Below are 19,390 nucleotides of genomic sequence, written 5' to 3' on the forward strand. Positions count from 1 at the left end.
CGGTCAGTTCCCGCCCGCGCCGCCCCCGCCGGGGCCACCTCCGCCCGGGCCGCCCGGGGTCGCCTGGACGGTGGCCTGCGGCAGCAGGACCTGCTGGCCGTCGTCCAGGCCGGAGCGGACCTCGGTGAACTGGTCACCGACCAGGCCGGGGACGAACTGCCGGGTCACCGGGGCGCCGTCGTCGCCGGGCACGTCGACGACCGAGCGCCCGCCCTCCTGCCGGACGGCGGTGTTGGGCACACGCAGCACCCCGTTGCGGGCCTCGGTGCGCACGTCGGCCTGTGCGGTCTGGCCGTCGCGCAGCTGGGGGGCGGTGCGGTTCAGCACGACGGTCGCGTAGTAGCTCACGACGCCGGAGAGCTGTGTCGCGGTCGGCGCGACGGCCACCACGGTCGCGGGCAGGCTCACCCCGGGCAGTGCGTCGACCGTGACGTCGACCGTCTGGTTCGGCGCGACCCGGGCCGCGTCGCTCTCCTCGAACGGGACGACCAGCTGGTAGGTCTGCAGGTCGTTGAGGGTGATGAACGGAGCCCCGCCGGCCGCGGACGCGCCGCCCCCGGTGGCCCCCGCGGCACCCGATGCCGCCGACGCCGACCCGACGGCCTGCGGGATCCGGGCGTCGGAGCCGGGGGCGAGCGCGGTCGTGGAGCTCGCGGCGGGCACGACGTCGCCGACCGCGCCGTTGATCGCGGACACGGTGCCGGCTACCGGGGCGCGCAGCAGCGTGTCGTCCAGGCCGCGCTGGGCGTCGGCGAGGGTGTTGCGGGCGTCGGCGACCACGGCGTCCTGCACCGCGACGTCGGCCGGTGCGTCGTTGTTCGCCCCGGTGAGCTGGGAGCGGGCGTCGGCGACCGCGCTCTCGGCGTTCGCGATCGAGACCCGGCCGGAGGCGGCCCCGGTGTCGCGGGTGCCCTCGGCCTGCGCCAGCGCCGTCTGGGTGGCGATGACCTGGCCCTTCGCCGCCGTCACGGCCTGCTCGTCGGCGGCGACGGCGGTGCAGGCCGGGTCGGTCGTGGCCGCGCCGAGTCCGGACCCGCCCGACGTGCCGGACCCGCCGGACAGGCCGCCGAGCAGGCCGCCGCCGGAGGACGCGGCGTCGGGCTCCGGGCTGGCCGGGTCCGGGGTGGCCGTCGCGGTGCTGCCACCGGAGCGCTTGCAGGCCCGCCGGTCGGTATCCAGCTTCTCCTGGGCCGCGGCGAGCTGCTTGCGGTCGAAGGCCAGCTGGACCTTCGCCCGCTCGACGGCGGTGTCGTTCGCGGCGTTCTGCGCACCGACCTGGTCGCGGGTCGCGGCGAGCACCGACTCGGCCGAGCCCAGCGACGTCTGTGCGGCCTCGACGGTGTTCGCGCCGGTCAGCTTGCCCAGCGACGCCTGCTGCTGGTCCAGGGCGGCCTGCGCGGCGACGACCTGCGACCGGGCCTCGGCGTCGTCCAGCCGGGCCAGCGGCTGCCCCGCCGCGACGGTCTCGCCGACCTCGACCAGCAGCTCGGTGATCCGGCCGCCCTCGGTGAACCCGAGGTTCTGCTGGGTGATGGACACCAGCGAGCCCGACGCCGACACCCCGGTGGAGACCACACCCCGGTCGACGACGGCCGTCGGCGGCGGTTGCTCCCCGCCGCTGCAGGCCGTGAGGCCGACGAGTCCGGCGAGCAGCAGGCTGCCCGCGAGCCGCAGTCGGGTCATGAAGTGCTCCTCAGCTGCTGTCACTGGTGCCGCAGTGCGTCGATGGGCCGCATCCGTGCGGCCCGGTTGGCGGGGAAACCGCCGGCGAGCAGCCCGATCAGCAGGCTCACCCCGAAGGCGAGCACCACCGATCCGGCCGACACCGTCGGGGCGGGGAAGTCGGGCACGAGGCGGGGCAGGACGATCCCGGCCAGCGCGGACACACCGACGCCGAGCAGGATCCCGATGACCCCGCCGATGCCGGTCAGGACCATCGCCTCGATGAGGAACTGCTGCAGGATCGCGCGGCGGCGTGCGCCGATGGCCTTGCGGATGCCGATCTCGCGGGTCCGTTCGGTCACCGTGACCAGCATGATGTTGGCGACGCCGATGCTCCCGACCAGCAGCGAGATGCCCGCGACCGCCGCGACGAAGATCGTCACGAAGCTCAGGACCTGCGAGGACTGGTCGAGCAGGCTCTGCAGCGCGGTGACGGTGTAGTCGCGGTCCTGCGGGTCGTCGATGCGGTGCCGTTCGTCGAGGATCGTGGTGACCTGCTCGACCGCCTGCGGCACCGCGTCGGTGGACACCGCCCGCACGGTGATCTGGTCGACGTCGTCGCCGCCGCCGGTCAGATAGGCCCGTGCGGCACCCAGCGGCATGACCGCGACGTCGTCCTGCTGCCCGTTGGCCGCGAGCACGCCGATCACCCGGAACGAGGTGCGCCCGATCCGCACCTCCGAGCCGAGCGCCTCGCCGGCGCGGCCGCCGAACAGGGTGGCCACCGGGTTGGGGCCGAGCACCACGACCTTCGCCCGGGTCGTGGCCTGCCGGTCGTCGAAGAACGACCCGACGACGAGCTCCCGGTTGGCGATGTCGAGGTAGTCGGCGTCGGCGCCGGTCACGCCGCTGCGGACGCTCCCGCCGCCGGCCAGCTGCAGCTGCGCCGAGCCGGTCACCGATGGGCTGACCGAGGCGGTCGCCGGGGCGGACGCCCGGTCGCGCAGGGCGCGGACGTCGGCGTCGGTGAGATCGCGCGGGGTGCCGGTGCCGCTGATGCCGCCGCGGTCCGGGGTGATCTGGATCTGGTTGGCGAGCGGCCCGAACGCGTCGGCGACGAAGCGCTGCAGCCCGTTGCCGAACGCGACCAGCACGATCACCGCGGCGACCCCGATGATGATCCCGAGCATCGTCAGCAGCGACCGCAGCGGCCCGGCACGCAGGCCCCGTACCGCGATCCGCGCGGACTCCCAGATCGTCATCGGCGCTCGTCACTCACGATCCGGCCGTCGCGCAGGGTCACGACCCGCTTGGCGAACTCGGCGACCTCGGGTTCGTGGGTGATCAGCACGACCGTGCGGCCGGACTCGTTGAGCTCCACGAACAGGTTCATCACGTCGGTGGTCGAGGTGGTGTCGAGGTTCCCGGTCGGCTCGTCGGCCAGGATCATCGACGGGTCGGTGACCAGTGCGCGGGCCACCGCGACGCGCTGCTGCTGGCCGCCGGAGAGCTCGTTGGGCCGGTGGTCGCCGCGGTCGGCGAGCCCGACCCGCTCCAGTGCGCGCCGCGCCCGGCCCCGGCGGTCGCGCCCGCCGGCGTAGACCAGGGGCAGCTCCACGTTGGCCAGCGCGGTGGTGCGCGGCAGCAGGTTGAACGACTGGAAGACGAAGCCGATCTTCTGCAGCCGGATGTCGGCGAGCCGGTTGTCCGACATCCGGCCGACGTCGATGCCGTCGAGTCGGTAGCTGCCGGAGCTCGGCACGTCGAGGCAGCCGAGGATGTTCATCATCGTGGACTTGCCCGAGCCGGAGGGGCCCATGATCGCGACGAGGTCGCCGTCGTCGACGCGCAGGTCCACGGAGTCGAGTGCGCGCAGCTCGAGGGCTCCGGTCCGGTAGACCTTGGAGACCCCCTCGAGTTCGATCACGATTCCGGAGATTACGCACGCCGTCATTCCGGGATTCGTCGGGTCGACTCCGGGAATGGAGGGCAAAAATGCGTCGCCACTCGATCGAGTGAATCACATCGCAGGGCCGTCACCTGCGGTTGGTTGATCAGTTTACGCGGAATCCTCGCCATTCGAGGGAAGCGACAGGGTGATCGCCTCCGACGGGGCGCGATGAATTCGTGACCATCTCGTGACCGATCCCGCCGCGAATGCGGCCGGCCCTGTCCGGCTACGGTGCCGTGGACCGAAGCCGGGAGGCCGCATGAGCGAGAGCCGACACCTGCTGGAGGGGCTCGCCGGCCCGACCGTCGCGCTGGAGGCGGTGACCCGGGCGACCCACGAGTTCACCGGAGACAGGCCCGGCGGGCGGGGCTCCACCCGACCGACCTGTGGGCGCTGCGGCTGCTCGACGTGCACGGCTCGCTCGGGCCGACCGAGCTGACCCGGCGGCTCGACCTGCGGCCGGCTTCGACCACCGCGCTGATCGACCGGCTCGAGGCGGCAGGTCACCTGGAGCGGGTGCTCGACCCGCAGGACCGCCGCCGCGTCACCGTGCGCTCGCGGGAGGAGTCCTTCCGTACGCGGCTCGCGCAGTGGGAGCCGGCCGTCCGGGCCCTTGACGACGTCGCCCGCCGCCTCTCCGACGACGAGGGCGCGGTCGTCGAGCGCTACGTGCGCGAGGTCGTCGCGACGCTCGACGAGCTCGGCGCCGGGTAGTCCGGGAGACCGAACGTGTCGACCGCGCCGGTCGGCGTGGCCCCGAGCAGCCCGGTGACCCGTTTCCCGGCCGGGCTCGCGACGGCCCGGAACGCGGTGCGCAGTGCCTGGATCCCGGCCCGGGTCCGCGGGTTGGCCAGCCTCAGCGGCGGCAGCTTCTGCGCCCGATCGGTCGCGGGCCGCAGCAGCTCCTCGTAGCGGCGCAGTGCGCCCGCGGTGTCGCCGGGGCGGGAGGCCAGCTCCCCGGCCAGCACGTAGGCGCCGATCAGTGCCAGGCTCGTGCCCCCGCCGCCCAGTGGCGACGGGCAGTGCGCGGCGTCGCCGAGCAGCACCACCCGTCCCGAGCTCCAGCGCGGGGCCATGACCTGCCCGACGGCGTCGAAGTACATCGGGGCCCCGTCCGGCCCGTCGCCGAGCTCGCGCAGGATCCGCGGGGCGACCCAGCCCGCGTCGGCGAAGGTCCGGCGGAGGACGGTGCGGACGTCGGCGTCGCCGAGGGTCTCCAGGCCGCGCACCCCGGACAGGAAGGTCAGCATGGCGCGAGTGGTGCCCAGGTTGTCCGGGCGCAGGTGCACACCGCGCGAGCCGGTCCCGTGGAACCAGTTCCACCAGGCGTCGTCGTCGGTGGTGCGGGGGATCGTCAGGTAGGCGCCGTACATGCCGGTCTCGCGGACCGTGACGTCGTCGAAGACCAGGTCGCGGGTGCGCGACCGCAGCCCCTCGGCGACCACGACGAGGTCGGCGGTGACGGTCGTGCCGTCGTCGAGGGCGACCCGGGTCGGGCCGTCGGCGGTGCCCCGGTCCTCGACGCCGGTGATCCGGGTGCCGAACCGGAACGTCGTGGACGCCGGCGCGGCCTCGATCAGCACCCGGGCCAGCTCCCCGCGCAGGATCTCCAGCTCGGCGGTCGGCCCGTCGGTCGGCACGGTCGGGTCCGTCGGGATCTCCGCGACGGCCCGCCCGTCGTCGCCGATCACGCGGAAGCCGACCTCCCGGGTGCCCGCGGCCCGCACCGCGTCCTCCAGCCCCATCCGGCGCAGGACCTCGCGTGCGGCGCCGCGGACGTCGACGTTGTGCCCCTCGTCGCGCCGGCGCGGCGTGCGCTCCAGGACGGTGGTGCGCCAGCCGTACGTGGCCAGGCGCAGGGCGAGCGCGGAGCCGGCGATGCCGGCGCCGGAGATGAGTGCGTGCCGGGAGGAGGTCATGGTAGTTAGATGACCGAACTACCCGGTCGGCTAAACCTGCGCGACGACCTCGTCTCCCGAGATGGAGCAGAACGCTGTTCCGGATACGATGCGGAACAGCGTTCCGGGCGGCAGGGGAGTCTGTGGTGGGTGTGCAGCGGGAACCGGTGCGGTCCGACGCCCGGCGCAGTCGCGCCGCCCTGCTCGAGGCCGCCGCGGCCGAGTTCGTGACCTCGGGCGTCGACGCGCCGGTCCGGGCGATCGCCGCCCGCGCGGGGGTCGGTGTGGGGACGGTCTACCGGCACTTCCCGACCCGGCCCGACCTGGTGGTCGCCGTCTACCGGCACCAGGTCGAGAGCTGTGCCGCGGCCGCCCGGACCTGCCTGGACGCCGGTCCGGCGCCGTTCGACGCGCTCGTCGCGTGGGTCGGGGAGTTCGTCGACCTGGTCGTCACCAAGCACGGGCTGGTAGCGATGCTCGTCCACGACGACGGCCGTTCCGCCGCCCTGCACGAGCTGTTCGTGGAGCGGCTGCTGCCGGCGGCGGAGGAGATCGTCCGGGCGGCTCGGGATGCCGGGCAGCTGCCGTCCGACGTCACCACCTACGAGGTGCTGCGCGGGATCGGCAACCTGTGCTTCGGTGCCGACGCCGACGCCGACCCTGCCTACGACGCCCGGCGCGCCGTCGGCTTCTTCCTCGCCGGTCTTCGGGTTGCCTAACCGGAACATCGTTCCTCTATAGTAGCGGAGGAGGCTCCGTTTCGGGGTCTCCACTTCGTCTCCCGAAGGAGCGCACCATCGTGGACTCCACGATCTCCCTCACCGTCGACGGCCGTCGCCACGAGCTGACGGTCGACACCCGCACCACCGTCCTCGACGCGCTGCGTGACCGGCTCGGCGTGACCAGCGCCAAGAAGGGCTGCGACCACGGCCAGTGCGGTGCGTGCACCGTCCTGCTGGCCGGGCCCGGCGAGCAGGGGCCGGGCCGCCGCGTGCTGTCCTGCCTCTCGCTCGCCGTCGCCCACGACGACGCCGCGGTCACCACCGCCGACGGCCTCGGTGACGGCACGGACCTGCACCCGCTCGCCGAGGCCTTCGTGACCCACGACGCCTACCAGTGCGGCTACTGCACCCCCGGCCAGATCTGCTCGGCCGTCGGGATGCTGGACGAGGCCCGCGCCGGGCACCCCAGCGCGGTCACCTCCGACCTGTCCGCCGACGGGCCCGCCGTGCTGGACCGTGCCGAGATCGCCGAGCGCCTGTCCGGGAACCTGTGCCGCTGCGCGGCCTACTCCGGCATCGTCAGCGCCGTCAGCGCCGTCAGCGCCGTCAGCGCCGTCAGCGCCGTGAGCACCGGAGCGGGGGCGTCGCGGTGAAGCCGTTCGCCTACACCCGCCCCGGCGACGCCGCGGCCGCCGTCGCGACCGTCGCCGCCGACCCGTCCGCCGTCTACCTGGCCGGGGGCACCAACCTCGTCGACCACCTCAAGCTGGGCGTGGCGGGCCCGGGCACGCTCGTCGACGTCACCGGGCTGCTGTCCACCGCGATCACCCCGACCGCCGACGGCGGCCTGTCCATCGGCGCGGGCGCCCGCAACACCGACGTCGCCGTGGACCCGCGAGTCCGGCGCGACTACCCGGCGCTGTCCGCGGCGCTGCTCGCCGGGGCCTCGGGGCAGCTGCGGAACATGGCGACGACCGGTGGGAACCTGCTGCAGCGCACCCGCTGCTCCTACTTCGCCGATCTCACCGCGCCCTGCACGAAGCGCGACCCGGGGCAGGGCTGGGCCGCGCAGCAGGGCTGGGCCCGCCACCACGCGATCCTCGGCGCGCCCGAGGGCGGCTGCATCGCGACCCACCCGTCGGACATGGCGGTCGCCCTGGCCGCGTTCGACGCCAGAGTGCACCTCCTCGGCCCGGACGGGGAGCGCACCGTCGCCGCGACCGAGCTGCACCGGCTGCCCGGCGACGACCCGTCCCGCGACACCGTGCTGGAGCACGGGGAGCTGATCACCTCGGTCGAGCTGCCCGCACTGCCGGTCGCCGCGCGCTCGGCCTACCGCAAGGTCCGCGACCGCGCCTCCTACGCGTTCGCGCTGGTGTCGGTGGCCGCGGCCCTCGACGTCGCCGACGACGGCACCGTCCGCGACGTGCGGATCGCCCTCGGCGGGGTCGCGCACCGGCCGTGGCGGGCGCACCGCGCCGAGCAGGCGCTGCTCGGCGGGCCCGCCACCGACGAGGCGTTCCGGGCCGCCGCGGCGGCCGAGACCGCCGACGCCCGTGCCGTGGACACCGCCGTCGGCGGCAACGCCTTCAAGATCCCGCTGGTGGCCGGCACGGTCACCGCCACCCTGCGCGGCCTCGCCGCGCACCGGACGGAGGCCGCATGACCAGCACCGTCACCCCCGGCACCGCGGGCACCGCGCACACCCGGATCGAGGGTCCCGCCAAGGTCACCGGCAACGCCGTCTACGCCTACGAGCAGTACACCGTCGCGCCGCTGCACCTGTGCGGTGTCGGCGCGACGATCGCCCGTGGCCGGGTCCGCGCGGTCGACACCGCCGCCGCGGCCGCGGTCCCCGGGGTGGTCGCCGTGCTCACCGCGGACACCGCGCCGCGGCTCGACGACGGCGCGAGCACCGAGCAGGCCGTCCTGCAGACCCGCGCCGTGCACCACCGCGGCCAGTACGTCGCCGCGGTGCTCGCCGAGACCGCCGAGGCGGCCCGGGAGGCCGCCGGCGCCGTCGTCGTCACCTACGACGCCGAGGACGCCGTCACCGCGTTCGACCCCGCCTCGTCGCAGGCCTACACCCCCGAGGTGGTGGTCGCGTTCCCGCCGGACACCCGCACCGGCGACCCGGAGACGGCGTTCGCGCAGGCCCCGGTACGGATCGACGCCACCTACCGCACACCGATCGAGTACCACCACCCGATGGAGCCACACTCGACCGTGGCCCGCTGGGACGGCAGGCACCTCACCCTGTTCGAGGCCTCGCAGTCGGTCTGGGACGCCCGGCGCCAGGTCGCGGCGTTGTTCGGGATCGGTGACGACGACGTCACCGTCGTCTCGCCGCACGTCGGCGGCGGGTTCGGGACCAAGGGCGCGCTGCACGCGGGGTCGGTGCTGGCCGTGCTCGCGGCGCGGGCCGTCCCCGGCCGGTCGGTGAAGCTGTCGCTCACCCGGCGCGAGATGACCGACACCACCGGCTACCGGCCGGCGACCGTGCAGCGGGTCCGGCTCGGCGCGGGGACCGACGGTCGGCTGCACGCGCTGGCCCACGACGTCGTCGAGGGCGGGGCACGGATGGCCGAGTACGGCGAGCCGACCGCGGTGATGAGCCGGCACCTGTACGCGGCGCCGCACCGGGCGACCTCGCACCGGGTGGTGCCGTTGGACCTGTCGATGCCGACGTACATGCGCGCCCCCGGCGAGGCACCCGGCAGCTTCGGTGCGGAGTCCGCGGTCGACGAGCTCGCCGTCGCGCTCGGGATCGACCCGGTCGAGCTGCGGATCCGCAACGAACCCGACGTCGACCCCGACACCGGCAGGCCCTTCTCCAGCCGGAACCTCGTGGCCTGCCTGCGGCGGGGCGCCGACCGGTTCGGCTGGACAGACCGCGACCCGCGGCCGCGCACCCGGCTCGTCGACGGCTGGTGGCACGGCACCGGTGTCGCCGCCGCGTTCTTCCCGACGTTCGCGATGCCCGGCTCCGCCGCCGCGATCCGGTACTCCGTCCACGGGACCCCCGGCGCCGGAGCGCCGGGTCGCTACCGGGTGGACATCGCCGCGTCCGACATCGGCCAGGGCGCCCGCACGGTGCTCACCCAGATCGCGGCCGAGGCGCTCGGGGTGCCGCCCGCGCAGGTGGACCTGAACCTGGGCGACACCGGCCTGCCGCACGCGACCATGGCCGGGGGCTCCGCGGGCACCGCGTCCTGGGCGACGGCGATCGTCGAGGCCGCCGACCGGTTCCGCGACAAGTGGGGCACCGACCCCGAGGACGGGGCGGAGGCCGACGGCGTCGCCGGGCACAACCCGGCGATGGCCGAGTACGCGATGGGCGCGCACGGGGCGCACTTCGTCGAGGTCGCGGTGCATGCCGACACCGGCGAGATCCGGGTGCCGCGGATGCTGGGGGTGTTCGCCGCGGGACGCATCCTCAACCCGCTGACCGCCCGCTCGCAGTTCCTCGGCGGGATGGTGTGGGGGCTGTCGATGGCGCTGCACGAGGAGGGCGTCGTCGACCCGGCCCGCGGGCACGTCGTCAACCACGACCTCGCCGGCTACCACGTGGCGGCGAACGCCGACGTCGGCGACATCGACGCCGAGTGGGTCGACGAGCACGACCCGCTCGTCAACCCGGTGGGTGCCAAGGGCATCGGGGAGATCGGGATCGTCGGGGTGGCCGCGGCCGTCGCGAACGCCGCCCACCACGCCACCGGCGTGCGGGTCCGGTCGCTGCCGATCACGCTGGAGCACTTCCTGGCGGTCTGAGCGCGAGGGCCAGGACCCGCTGCGCCCGTTCGGCGAGCCGCTGCGGGTCCTGCGCCGCCGTCGCCGCCCGGAGCGCGTCGGCGTCGAGACCGTCGGGCAGACCCGTGGTGAACCAGCGCTCCAGCAGGTCCACGGTCATCTCGGGGTGGAACTGCACGCCCACGCTGCGGCCGGCCACGAACGCCTCGTGTCCGGCCCCGCTGGTGGCGAGCAGCTCCGCCCCGGGCGGCGCGACGAGCTGCTCGGCGTTCCAGCAGAACCACGGTCCGGCCGGGAGACGGCCGCCGACCGGGTCGACCGGGTGCCATCCGATCCTGGCGGCCGGCAGCGTCGTCCGGCCGCCGCCGAGGGCCTCGGCGAGGAGCTGGGCACCGAAGCAGACCGCGAGGACGGGCACGCCGGCGTCGTGCGCGGCCCGCAGGAAGTCGACCTCGCGGCCCGCCCACCCGGCGATCCGCTCCCGCGGCCACGGCGCGCCGAGGGTGACCACCAGGTCGGCCCCGGTGGGGTCGGGGAACCGGGTGTCGACGTCCGGGGTGTCGTACCGGGACGCGGGCACCACCGTCGTCCACTCCGGACGGACGCCGTGTCGTTCCAGGGCCGGACCGAGCAGACCGAGCCCGGCGACGTGGTCGTGGCCGATCACGATGGCGTGCACCGGCCCACCCTGCCACCGGCCGCGTTCGTGCCGCACGGCCGCGGGTGGTCCTCGTCCGGCCCGCGCCCGTGTGCGCACGGCGCCACCCCCGGACTCCACCGCGTTCCCCGCGGCCGACGGGTGGTCGGGCCCTCGCGGTCGAACAGCCGGCCCCGCTTCCCACACCGCCTGCACGACCGACGGAGCCGTCGTTGATCCCGCACCACCCGAACTCCCCGGCCTCCTGTTCACCGAGGGGTTGCGCCACCGCATGCGACTGGCCTGGCGGGCCGGCGCCGCGGCCGGCGCGGCCTGGTACCTCGCCACCCTCGTCCCCGGTGTGCTCGGCCAGTACCCCTACTACGCGCCGCTCGGTGCCCTGCTCGTCTGCTACCCGACCGTCTTCGACTCGCTGCGCCAGAGCCTGTACGCGGTGCTCGCCTCCGGCATCGGTGTCGGTCTCGGCGCCACCGCACTGCACCTGGGCGGGGCCCGATGGTGGGCGGTGGCCGTCGCCGTCCTGGCCGGGATCGCGGCGGGCGCGGTGCCCGTGCTGGCCGCGGCGCGGGACCTGATCCCCACGGCGGCGCTGTTCACCATCCTCATCGGGGCCGCCGACCCGTCCGGGTTCATGGCCGGCCACCTCGGCCAGACCCTGCTCGGTGTGCTGGTCGGGATCCCGGTCACCCTGGCCCTGCCACCCCCGCCGCAGAACGCCCGCGCGCACCGTGTCGTGACGCGGCTGCGCGACGGCATCGCCGACCACCTGCAGGAAATGGCGGAGGTCCTGGCCGAGCAGTGGCCGCCCGAGCGCGAGGAGTGGACACGCCACCGCCACGACTTCGAGCCGCTGATGGACGCGACGCGGGAGGCGGTCCGCTCCGCCGACGCGGGCCGGCGCGCCAACCTGCGGGCACGCGCCTACCGGGCCCGCGGACAGCAGCTCTACGAGGCCGCGCAGACCCTGGAACAGCTCGCGGTGCTCGTCCGCGACATCAGCACGGTCCTGGCCCAGACGGCGTGGGCCGAGCGCACCGTCCTGGTCCTCGACCCGGAGCTGCGCACCCCGGTCGCGGAGGCGATGGCGGACCTGGCCACCGCGATCCGCTCGGCGGAGCCGGCACACCTGACCCGGGGACCCGCCCGCTCCGGGCTCGACGGGCACCGCCGCCACCTGGCCGCCGCCCGCGAGGCGCTGGACCGAGTCACCGACCGGCTCGACTCCCAGCGCGCGGGCTGGGAGGACAGCCTCGCCGCGTCGGCATCGTGCTGCACCTGCGGCGGTGCCTGGACCACCTGCACGGCGGCCCGGCCGACCGCAGCCCGGATCTGCATCCGGCCGGCCGATGACGTGTGGGCGGCTGCCGACCGGGTACGCCAGGACCATGCCGGCACTCGTACCCGGGGCGTACGCCGGCCCAGGTCCTGTCGGTTGAGATCCTGCAGCCGGCGGGGCCGCCCCCCGGACACCGAGGAGCGGCAGATGACGGCACGGCGGTCGCCCTGGACCGACGAGCTGTCACAGCGCCCTCCGGGGAGTTCCGTGCCGACGCCGACGCCGCCCGCGCCCCCGAGGAGCTGGCCGGTGTCATGGCCGGGCTGTCCCGGCACTTCTACCGTGCCCAGGACGCCACCGACGCCTGCGAGCGTGTGCTCGAGGCCTGCACCGGCCTCACATGGAGGGCTGCACTCACGCGACGCTCACCCTCACCACAGGTGGCCGGATCGTCACCCCGGCGAGCACCGGCCCGTCCGCGCAGATCCTCGACGACCTGCAGCGTGAGCTGGGTGAGGGTCCGTGCCTGCAGGCGATCCGCGCCGACCGCAACGTCGTGTCGGCGGATCTGGAGCACGACCTGCGCCGGCCCCAGTTCGGCCCGGCCGCCGCGCGCCGGGGATCGGCTCCGTGGTGGCGTCGCGGCTGTTCACCGACGACCGCACTACCGGTGCCCTGAACGTCTTCGGCGCCGCCGGCGCGTTCGACACCGCCGCGCAGGACCGGATCGCGGTGCTGGCCGCGCACGCCGCCGTCGCCATCGACGCCGCACGCACACGGAGAACCTGCACGGGGCCGTCCGGAGCAGGCAGGTGATCGGCGAGGCGATCGGCATCCTGCCGGAGCGCTACGGGATCACCTCGGAGCAGGCCTTCGACCGGCTCACCCGCGCCTCGCAGCACCTCGACATCAAGCTCCGCTCGATCGCCGAGCACCTGGCCCGGGACCCCGCGGCCGGCGGGGTCACACCGCCAGCGGACGGAACCGGCGCAGCCGCAGACTGTTGAGCACCACGCACACCGAGCTGAACGCCATCGCCGCACCCGCGATCATCGGGTTGAGCAGCCCGAACGCGGCCAGCGGGATCGCGGCCGTGTTGTAGGCGAACGCCCAGAACAGGTTGCCCCGGATCGTGCCCAGCGTGCGCCGGGACAGCCGGACGGCGTCGGCCGCGGCCCGTAGGTCGCCCCGGACCAGGGTGATGTCCGACGCTTCGATCGCCACGTCGGTGCCGGTGCCCATGGCCAGGCCCAGGTCGGCCCGGGCCAGCGCGGCCGCGTCGTTCACCCCGTCGCCGACCATCGCGACGACCCGGCCCTGCTCCTGCAGCCGCGTCACCACGGCGAGCTTGTCCGCGGGCAGCACGTCGGCGACGACGGTCTCCGGGCCGGGCTCGATGCCGACCTCACGGGCGACGGTCTCGGCGACGGCCCGGTTGTCCCCGGTGAGCAGGACCGGGCGCAGCCCGAGCCTGCGGAACTCCGCGATCGCCTCCGCCGACGTCGGCTTCACGGTGTCGGCGACGACGAGCACGGCGCGGGCGGCCCCGTCCCAGGCGACGGCGACCGTCGTGCGGCCCCGTGCGGTCTCGTCCGCGGCGACCGCGGCGAGGTCGTCGGACAGCGGGACCGACCACTGCTCGAGCAGCCGCGGGCGGCCGACGAGCACGGCGTGCCCGTCGACGACGCCCTGCACGCCGAGACCCTCGTGGTTGGTGAAGTCGGTGACGGCGGGCAGGTCACCGACCCGCTCGGTGGCGGCCCCGGCGATCGCGGCGGCCACCGGGTGCTCCGAGGCGCGCTCCAGCGCACCGGCGAGGCGCAGCACGGTCGCCTCGTCGGTGTCGTCGGCGGTGTGCACACCGGTCAGCGCCATGGTGCCGGTGGTGACGGTGCCGGTCTTGTCGAGCACGACGGTGTCGACCCGGCGCGTCGACTCCAGGATCTCCGGGCCCTTGATCAGGATGCCGGTCTGGGCGCCGCGGCCGGTGCCGACGAGCAGCGCGGTCGGTGTGGCCAGCCCGAGCGCGCACGGGCATGCGATGATCAGCACGGCGACGGCCGCGGTGAACGCGGTCGAGGCCGGGGCGCCGGTGAGGATCCAGGCAAGCAGCGTCGCGGCGGCGATCACGGCGACGACCGGCACGAACACCGCGGAGATCCGGTCGGCGAGGCGCTGCACCTCGGCCTTGCCGTTCTGCGCCTCCTCGACCAGCCGCGCCATCTGCGCGAGCGCGGTGTCCGAACCGACCCGGGTGGCCCGCACGACGAGCCGCCCGCCGGAGTTCACGCACCCGCCGACGACGGTGTCACCGGCCCTGACCTCGACCGGCACCGACTCGCCGGTGAGCATCGAGACGTCGACCGCCGAGCGGCCGTCGACGACCTCGCCGTCGGTGGCGACCTTCTCCCCGGGACGTACGACGAACTCCTCGCCCACCGCGAGCTCGTCGACACCGACGCGCACCTCGGCGCCGTCGCGGAGCACCGTCACGTCCTTCGCGCCCATCTGCAGCAGCGCGCGCAGCGCGGCGCCGGCCCGGCGGCGGGAGCGGAGCTCGACGTAGCGACCGGCCAGCACGAACGTGACGACCGCGGCGACGACCTCCAGGTAGATGTTCCCGCTGCCGTCGGTGCGCGAGATCGTCAGCTCGAAGGGGTGCACCATGCCGGGCATCCCGGCGGTGCCGAGGAACAGCGCGTAGAGCGACCAGGCGAGCGCGGCCGTCGTCCCCATCGAGACGAGCGTGTCCATCGTGGCGGCGCCGTGACGCAGGTTCGTCCAGGCGGCGCGGTGGAACGGCGCCCCGGCCCAGCCCCACACCGGCAGGGCGAGCAGCAGCGAGACCCACTGCCAGCCGACGAACTGCCACGCGGGCGTCATCGCGAGGACGACGACCGGCACCGACAGCACGACGGCGCCGATCAGCCGGTTCCGCAGGTCGCGCAGGTCGCGCTCGGGGTCGAGGTCGGGCTCGGCGCTCGGCGGGGTGGCGGTGTAGCCGGCCGCCTCGACGGTCCCGAGCAGGGTGTCGAGCCCGACGCCGCCGGGGGCGCTGATCCGCGCCTTCTCGGTGGCGTAGTTGACGGTGGCGGTGACGCCGTCGAGCTTGTTGAGCTTGCGCTCGATGCGGTTCGCGCAGGACGCGCAGGTCATGCCACCGACGGCGAGCTCGATCTCGGTGACGGTGCTGGCTGTGCTGCCCGGGCCGGCTGCGCCGGCTGTGCTGTCTAGGCTGCCTGGGCCGCTCTCGGCGACGGTCCCGGTCGCGGCTGCGCGGGGCAGGGCGGTGACGGGTCCGTGGGCCGGGGACGTGTCGCTCATGGTCGGTCCTCCGGGGCGACCCGGCGCGGGTGGCGGTCGCGACCCGCGCCGGGTGGGTGGTCGGGTGGGGTGCTCAGACGAGCTGGTAGCCCGCCTCGCGCACGGCGTCGCGGACGGCCTCGGTGGAGACCTCGTCGTCGCTGGTGACGGTGACGGCGCCGGTCGGCAGGTCGACGGCCACGTCGGTGACGCCGGCGATCTCGCTGATCTCCTCGGTGACCGAGGCGACGCAGTGCTGGCAGGTCATGCCGGTGACGGTGTAGCTGGCGGTGCTCATCGTGCTCTCTCCTGTGCGGGGTTCGGCGCCATCGGGTTCGGCGCCATCGGGGTCAGGATCGGACCAGCCGGGCGATCGCCGCGCTGGCCTCCTGGATCTTCTCCTCGGCGACGGGGCCGCCCTCGGCGGCGGCGTCGGCGACGCAGTGCTTCAGGTGCTCGTCGAGCAGACCCAGCGCGACGGCCTCCAGGGCCTTGTTGACCGCGGCGACCTGGGTCAGCACGTCGATGCAGTACTTGTCCGACTCGATCATCTTCGTGATGCCGCGGACCTGGCCCTCGATCCGGCGCATCCGCTTGACGTGCGCGTCCTTGGTGTCGGCGTAGCCGGGCATCGCGTCCTCCTCGGGGTCCACCGCGACCATACCCCTAGGGGGTAGTGGTATCTACCCCGCCGGTACGGTCGGGGTGTGACGGACCGGACCCGGCTGCTCGTGCTCGTGCTGCCGGTGCTGCTCGGGCTGCTGGGGATGCACGCGCTCGCGGCGCCATCCGCGCACTCCGGTGTACACGACCGTCCCGCGGGCACCCCGCACCCCGCCCCGCACTCGGCACTGCACTCGGCACTGCACGATGGACCGGCCCGTGCCGCCGCGGTACCGGCGCACCCCGTCCCGGACGGCGCGTCGGCGGGGGCCACGCGTCCAGATCCCCACGGGTCGTCGCACGACGGGGCCGCGCACCTGCTGCACCTGTGCCTGGCCGTGCTCGTGGCCGGGGTCGTCCTCGCCGCGGCGGTGCTGCTGTCCGGGTGGGCGCCGCTGCCGGCGTCGCGGGGCCGGTCGGCCCGGGGCGCCCGCGGACCGGACCGACCGGCCGCTCGCCCCCGGTCCCACGGCGGCTCGCGCTGCTCTGCGTGTCGCGGACGTGACCGGCCTCCGGCGCGGGAGAGCGCCGGAGCCGCCGAGCACCCACGACACGGGAGTACCGACACATGACACGCACGAACGTGGCGCTCGCCGCCACGGCACTGATCGCTGCCCTCGTCCTGACCGGCTGCGCCGGCGGAGCCGCGTCCGCACCGCCGGCCGCGTCGTCGAGCAGCGCCGACGTCACCTTCGCCCAGGGCATGATCCCGCACCACGAGCAGGCGGTCGCGATGGCACGGCTCGCCGACGGCCGCGCCGGGGCCCGGGTGGGCGCCCTCGCCGACCGGATCGAGGCCGCCCAGGGCCCGGAGATCGCGCAGCTCCAGGGACTCCTGGCCGGCTGGGGCGCCGCACCCTCCGCGGACCACCACGCCGGCCACGGCGGCCCTGCCGGGATGGCCGGCACGACCGGGATGATGTCCGACGAGCAGATGGCCGGGCTGGAACGCGCGTCCGGCGCCGCGTTCGACCGGTCGTTCCTCGAGATGATGATCGCCCACCACGAGGGTGCGGTGACCATGGCCCGCGCCGAGCTCGACGCCGGGGTGGACCCGCGGGCACGGCAGCTGGCGCAGCGGATCGTCGACACGCAGCAGGCGGAGATCGCGGAGATGCGGGCGCTGCTGGGCTGAGCGGAGATCGTCACGACTGAGGGATCCGGTGCCGGGAACAGCACCGGACCACTCGGTTGTGACGATCATCGTCGCGGCGTCAGCTGAACGAGATGTGCACGTGGTCCATGTGGTTCGCCGTCGCCCCGCCCCGGTCCTCCTGGGCGGTCCAGCCGCTGCCGGTGTCGATGCGCTGCCGCCAGATGATGTAGGAGATCCCGAGCTCCTCCCGGTTCTGCTGGGCGTAGGCGGCGAGCCGGTCGCCCGTCGCGCGGTCGACCATGAAGTCCAGGGCCTTGCCGCTCGGGTGGTCGGAGGCGTTGCCGCGGCTGCCGATGCCCAGCACGGAGTCGACGCCGAACAGGCAGCGCAGCTTCTCCCCGGCCCTCGCCACGTTCGTGGCGACGCCCTCCATGCCCGCGGTGCCCAGGGCACACGTGGTCGAGCCGGTCGGGCCGCCGGTCGAGGGCGCGTCGGCGGCACCGGAGGAGGAGCGCGCGGAGTCGGTGGCGCGGGCGGCCGCCTCCCGTGCCTCGCGGGCGGCGGCCCGGGCGCGCTCGCGCGCCTCGTCGCGGGCGGTCACCGCGGAGCCGACCGCACCGTTCGCGGCGCCGACGATCGCGTCGATGTCGACCGGGGGCGGCGGCTCGGCCAGCGACCGCGCCGTCCCGGAGTGTGCCGACGGCACCGCGTCGGTCAGCGACGCGTCCGCGGCCGGGGAACTGAAGGCCTGCAGCGCGAGGTCGTCGACCCGGGGGAGCCCGCCGCCGGTCGCGGCGTGCGCGGCGACGAGCCCGCCGCCCGCGAGCGCGGAGGTGAGGACCTGCAGGGTGCGGGCCCGGCCCGTGCGACGGTGCCTTCCGCCCCGCTCCGGGCCGACGTCACGGGTGACGACGGTCGTCGACGGCAACGGTCGGCTCGGGTCGGTCCGGCTCGGGGAGCGCCGGGCCGCCACGGAGCCGGGGATGTTCCTCGGCACGCAGGCGTCCTTCCTCGTCGGAGACGGCTGCGCCCGGATGCCTGGGGAGCGGGGCGCGCGGGTCCTGCTGGGGATCAGGACCGTGACCGTTCCGTGATCGACCGTACGGATCGGGTTGCCGACGCGGGGTCGGTCCGCGACCACCGGCCGTCGCGGTGCTGTGAGTGGCGGGCGGCTCGGCCGGAAGGATCAATGGTGATCCGCCTGTTGCCGAGGTCGATCAGGCGTCCTGGACGTCCCAGGTGCCGGCGGCGTAGTCGAGGGTGACCCGCAGCGCCCCGCCGTTCCTGTGGCTGAGGTAGACCAGCCGGTCGTCGGTGGCCTCCTGGACCTCGGTCCGTGCGTCGTACAGCCAGGCGTGGCGCCGGCGCAGCCCGATCAGCTCCTGGTGCACCGCGAGGACGTGCGGGTCGGCGCCGTCGGGGAACGACCCGTCGGCGGGGAACCCGGGGCGGACCGCGTCGTCGCCGCCTGCCCGCTCCTCCTTGACCCCGGTCAGGCCGAGCTCGTCGCCGGCGTAGACCGAGGGGGTGCCGCCGACGGTGCACAGCACGGCCACGGCCAGCTCGATGTGGCGGCGGTCGTGCAGCTGCGACGCGAGCCGGGTGACGTCGTGGTTGCCGAGGAAGGTGTTCGGCACCGCGGCGGCGACGAACCGGTCGTGGCGCTGCAGCGCCCACGCCAGCTCGTGCGGGTTGCCGTCGTTGAGGCTCGACCAGACCGCCTTCCACAGCTCGTACTGGGTGAGCGCGTCGATCGTGGTGGCGGCGGTGACCGCGTCGTGCTCGCCGTGGATGACCTCGCCGAGGAACCAGGCGCCCGGGTGGCGTGCGCGGACGCGGGGGAGCACGTCGGCCCAGAAGTCGTCGGGGACGGTGTACGCGGCGTCGAGCCGCCACCCGTCGGTGCCGCGGTCGAGCCAGTGGCACAGCACGTCCACGACGTGGTCGCGCACCACGGGGTTGTCGTGGTCGAGGGCGTGCAGGCCGGGGTGGCCCTCGAAGACGGCGATCTCCCCGTCGTCGGTGTGCCGGAACCAGGCGTCGTCCGGCCCGCCGGGGTGGGCGCGGGCGGCGAGCAGCCGCGGGTGCTCGGGCCCGACGTGGTTGAACACGCCGTCGAGCAGGATCCGCAGGCCGCGCCCCTTCGCCTCGGCGACGAGCGCGTCGAAGTCGGCGCCCGAGCCCAGACGCGGGTCGATCCGCAGGTGGTCGGTGGTGTCGTAGCCGTGGGTGGTCGAGGCGAACACCGGGCCGAGCAGCAGTCCGTTCGCCCCCAGCGCGACCGCGTGGTCGAGCCAGCCGATGATCCGCCGCAGCGAGTGGTCCGCCCCGTCGCCGCGGTCGGGGTGGGCCCCGGTGAACCCCAGCGGGTACACGTGCCACCAGATCGCGTGCCGTACCCAGTCCATCCG

At 75.0% G+C, this 19,390-nt stretch carries 21 protein-coding genes; 11 read left to right on the forward strand and 10 right to left on the reverse strand.

All coding sequences use genetic code 11. The features are described from left to right. Positions 1–3 precede the first annotated feature (3 nt). Genes XF36_RS05480 through XF36_RS05490 form a run of 3 tightly spaced genes read right to left on the reverse strand, consistent with a single transcriptional unit; the run spans position 4 to position 3,616 of the window. Entirely contained in the window at positions 4–1,683 is a 1,680-nt protein-coding gene (locus XF36_RS05480; RefSeq protein ID WP_060711153.1) for an HlyD family efflux transporter periplasmic adaptor subunit, read from the reverse strand. A gap of 20 nt (positions 1,684–1,703) precedes the next feature. After that, positions 1,704–2,924: an ABC transporter permease gene (locus XF36_RS05485; protein WP_060711154.1), complete on the reverse strand. Its 1,221-nt coding sequence runs from the start codon at positions 2,922–2,924 to the stop codon at positions 1,704–1,706. After that, positions 2,921–3,616, reverse strand: coding sequence for an ABC transporter ATP-binding protein (locus tag XF36_RS05490; protein WP_060711155.1), 696 nt, complete (start codon positions 3,614–3,616; stop codon positions 2,921–2,923). Before XF36_RS05490 ends, XF36_RS05485 begins: the two co-directional genes overlap by 4 nt. 256 nt (positions 3,617–3,872) lie before the next feature. Between XF36_RS05490 and XF36_RS33745 the strand changes: the two genes are divergently transcribed. Then, entirely contained in the window at positions 3,873–4,052 is a 180-nt protein-coding gene (locus tag XF36_RS33745; RefSeq protein ID WP_238589136.1) for a hypothetical protein, read from the forward strand. Next, positions 4,022–4,327: a MarR family winged helix-turn-helix transcriptional regulator gene (locus tag XF36_RS33750; RefSeq protein WP_060711156.1), complete on the forward strand. Its 306-nt coding sequence runs from the start codon at positions 4,022–4,024 to the stop codon at positions 4,325–4,327. Before XF36_RS33745 ends, XF36_RS33750 begins: the two co-directional genes overlap by 31 nt. Here the strand turns inward: XF36_RS33750 and XF36_RS05500 are convergent. Further along, entirely contained in the window at positions 4,279–5,532 is a 1,254-nt protein-coding gene (locus XF36_RS05500) for an FAD-dependent monooxygenase (protein WP_060711157.1), read from the reverse strand. The genes XF36_RS33750 and XF36_RS05500 overlap by 49 nt on opposite strands. Positions 5,533–5,657: 125 nt before the next feature. On the opposite strand from XF36_RS05500, the gene XF36_RS05505 reads away from it, so the two are divergent. The 4 genes from XF36_RS05505 to XF36_RS05520 all read left to right on the forward strand — a co-directional run bounded on the left by XF36_RS05505 (position 5,658) and on the right by XF36_RS05520 (position 10,004). Then, the gene (locus tag XF36_RS05505; protein WP_202968481.1) at positions 5,658–6,230 is read left to right on the forward strand and encodes a TetR/AcrR family transcriptional regulator; all 573 of its coding nucleotides are present in this window, start codon (positions 5,658–5,660) and stop codon (positions 6,228–6,230) included. 80 nt (positions 6,231–6,310) lie between these two features. After that, complete coding sequence (locus tag XF36_RS05510; protein WP_060711159.1) at positions 6,311–6,886, forward strand: 2Fe-2S iron-sulfur cluster-binding protein; 576 nt, start codon at positions 6,311–6,313, stop codon at positions 6,884–6,886. After that, complete coding sequence (locus XF36_RS05515; protein WP_060711160.1) at positions 6,883–7,899, forward strand: FAD binding domain-containing protein; 1,017 nt, start codon at positions 6,883–6,885, stop codon at positions 7,897–7,899. The genes XF36_RS05510 and XF36_RS05515 overlap by 4 nt, the downstream gene beginning before the upstream one ends. Beyond that, a complete protein-coding gene (locus XF36_RS05520) occupies positions 7,896–10,004 on the forward strand; it encodes a xanthine dehydrogenase family protein molybdopterin-binding subunit (RefSeq protein ID WP_060711161.1) in 2,109 nt (702 codons plus the stop codon). The genes XF36_RS05515 and XF36_RS05520 overlap by 4 nt, the downstream gene beginning before the upstream one ends. Here XF36_RS05520 and XF36_RS05525 read toward each other — a convergent pair. Next, entirely contained in the window at positions 9,976–10,662 is a 687-nt protein-coding gene (locus XF36_RS05525) for a type 1 glutamine amidotransferase (protein ID WP_168169461.1), read from the reverse strand. The genes XF36_RS05520 and XF36_RS05525 overlap by 29 nt on opposite strands. Before the next feature lie 250 nt (positions 10,663–10,912). On the opposite strand from XF36_RS05525, the gene XF36_RS32185 reads away from it, so the two are divergent. The 3 genes from XF36_RS32185 to XF36_RS32195 all read left to right on the forward strand — a co-directional run bounded on the left by XF36_RS32185 (position 10,913) and on the right by XF36_RS32195 (position 12,924). Next, positions 10,913–12,424, forward strand: coding sequence for an FUSC family protein (locus XF36_RS32185; RefSeq protein ID WP_060711163.1), 1,512 nt, complete (start codon positions 10,913–10,915; stop codon positions 12,422–12,424). Between the two features lie 123 nt (positions 12,425–12,547). Then, positions 12,548–12,733, forward strand: coding sequence for a hypothetical protein (locus XF36_RS32190; protein WP_168169462.1), 186 nt, complete (start codon positions 12,548–12,550; stop codon positions 12,731–12,733). Further along, positions 12,730–12,924 carry an ANTAR domain-containing protein gene (locus XF36_RS32195; protein WP_060711165.1) on the forward strand — a complete coding sequence of 65 codons (195 nt, stop codon included), beginning with the start codon at positions 12,730–12,732 and terminating at the stop codon, positions 12,922–12,924. The genes XF36_RS32190 and XF36_RS32195 overlap by 4 nt, the downstream gene beginning before the upstream one ends. On the opposite strand, the gene XF36_RS05545 is transcribed toward XF36_RS32195, so the two are convergent. From XF36_RS05545 to XF36_RS05555, 3 genes are all read right to left on the reverse strand, one after another. Continuing rightward, positions 12,881–15,073 (reverse strand): heavy metal translocating P-type ATPase, encoded by a 2,193-nt coding sequence (locus XF36_RS05545; RefSeq protein ID WP_238589286.1) that lies wholly within the window; start codon positions 15,071–15,073, stop codon positions 12,881–12,883. The two genes, XF36_RS32195 and XF36_RS05545, sit on opposite strands and share 44 nt — an antisense overlap. A 241-nt stretch (positions 15,074–15,314) precedes the next feature. Beyond that, complete coding sequence (locus XF36_RS05550; RefSeq protein ID WP_020623949.1) at positions 15,315–15,518, reverse strand: heavy-metal-associated domain-containing protein; 204 nt, start codon at positions 15,516–15,518, stop codon at positions 15,315–15,317. 52 nt (positions 15,519–15,570) lie between these two features. Beyond that, positions 15,571–15,852 (reverse strand): metal-sensitive transcriptional regulator, encoded by a 282-nt coding sequence (locus XF36_RS05555; protein WP_043278418.1) that lies wholly within the window; start codon positions 15,850–15,852, stop codon positions 15,571–15,573. A 75-nt stretch (positions 15,853–15,927) separates the two neighbouring features. Here XF36_RS05555 and XF36_RS05560 point away from each other — a divergent pair, with 75 nt between their 5' ends. Together XF36_RS05560 and XF36_RS05565 are read left to right on the forward strand one after the other, a co-directional pair. Then, positions 15,928–16,455: a DUF6153 family protein gene (locus tag XF36_RS05560; RefSeq protein WP_060711166.1), complete on the forward strand. Its 528-nt coding sequence runs from the start codon at positions 15,928–15,930 to the stop codon at positions 16,453–16,455. Further along, the gene (locus XF36_RS05565; protein WP_060711167.1) at positions 16,452–17,018 is read left to right on the forward strand and encodes a DUF305 domain-containing protein; all 567 of its coding nucleotides are present in this window, start codon (positions 16,452–16,454) and stop codon (positions 17,016–17,018) included. Before XF36_RS05560 ends, XF36_RS05565 begins: the two co-directional genes overlap by 4 nt. Before the next feature lie 79 nt (positions 17,019–17,097). On the opposite strand, the gene XF36_RS33755 is transcribed toward XF36_RS05565, so the two are convergent. Beyond that, on the reverse strand, positions 17,098–17,976 hold the full coding sequence (locus XF36_RS33755) for a hypothetical protein (RefSeq protein ID WP_238589137.1): 879 nt from the start codon (positions 17,974–17,976) through the stop codon (positions 17,098–17,100). A 220-nt stretch (positions 17,977–18,196) separates the two neighbouring features. Next, positions 18,197–19,387 carry an alpha-amylase family glycosyl hydrolase gene (locus tag XF36_RS05580; protein WP_060711170.1) on the reverse strand — a complete coding sequence of 397 codons (1,191 nt, stop codon included), beginning with the start codon at positions 19,385–19,387 and terminating at the stop codon, positions 18,197–18,199. Positions 19,388–19,390 lie beyond the last annotated feature (3 nt).

The sequence above is a fragment of the Pseudonocardia sp. HH130629-09 genome (assembly GCF_001294645.1).
Classification (GTDB): Bacteria; Actinomycetota; Actinomycetes; order Mycobacteriales; family Pseudonocardiaceae; genus Pseudonocardia.

What these genes read in the sequence shown, in the direction of transcription:
- XF36_RS05555 (WP_043278418.1), bottom strand. Translation starts at nt 15,852, where the DNA reads ATGCCCGGCTACGCCGACACCAAGGACGCGCACGTCAAGCGGATGCGC.
- XF36_RS05480 (WP_060711153.1), bottom strand. Translation starts at nt 1,683, where the DNA reads ATGACCCGACTGCGGCTCGCGGGCAGCCTGCTGCTCGCCGGACTCGTC.
- XF36_RS05565 (WP_060711167.1), top strand. Translation starts at nt 16,452, where the DNA reads ATGACACGCACGAACGTGGCGCTCGCCGCCACGGCACTGATCGCTGCC.
- XF36_RS05485 (WP_060711154.1), bottom strand. Translation starts at nt 2,924, where the DNA reads ATGACGATCTGGGAGTCCGCGCGGATCGCGGTACGGGGCCTGCGTGCC.
- XF36_RS33745 (WP_238589136.1), top strand. Translation starts at nt 3,873, where the DNA reads ATGAGCGAGAGCCGACACCTGCTGGAGGGGCTCGCCGGCCCGACCGTC.
- XF36_RS05545 (WP_238589286.1), bottom strand. Translation starts at nt 15,073, where the DNA reads ATGACCTGCGCGTCCTGCGCGAACCGCATCGAGCGCAAGCTCAACAAG.
- XF36_RS05580 (WP_060711170.1), bottom strand. Translation starts at nt 19,387, where the DNA reads ATGGACTGGGTACGGCACGCGATCTGGTGGCACGTGTACCCGCTGGGG.
- XF36_RS05500 (WP_060711157.1), bottom strand. Translation starts at nt 5,532, where the DNA reads ATGACCTCCTCCCGGCACGCACTCATCTCCGGCGCCGGCATCGCCGGC.
- XF36_RS05550 (WP_020623949.1), bottom strand. Translation starts at nt 15,518, where the DNA reads ATGAGCACCGCCAGCTACACCGTCACCGGCATGACCTGCCAGCACTGC.
- XF36_RS05520 (WP_060711161.1), top strand. Translation starts at nt 7,896, where the DNA reads ATGACCAGCACCGTCACCCCCGGCACCGCGGGCACCGCGCACACCCGG.
- XF36_RS32185 (WP_060711163.1), top strand. Translation starts at nt 10,913, where the DNA reads ATGCGACTGGCCTGGCGGGCCGGCGCCGCGGCCGGCGCGGCCTGGTAC.
- XF36_RS05490 (WP_060711155.1), bottom strand. Translation starts at nt 3,616, where the DNA reads ATGACGGCGTGCGTAATCTCCGGAATCGTGATCGAACTCGAGGGGGTC.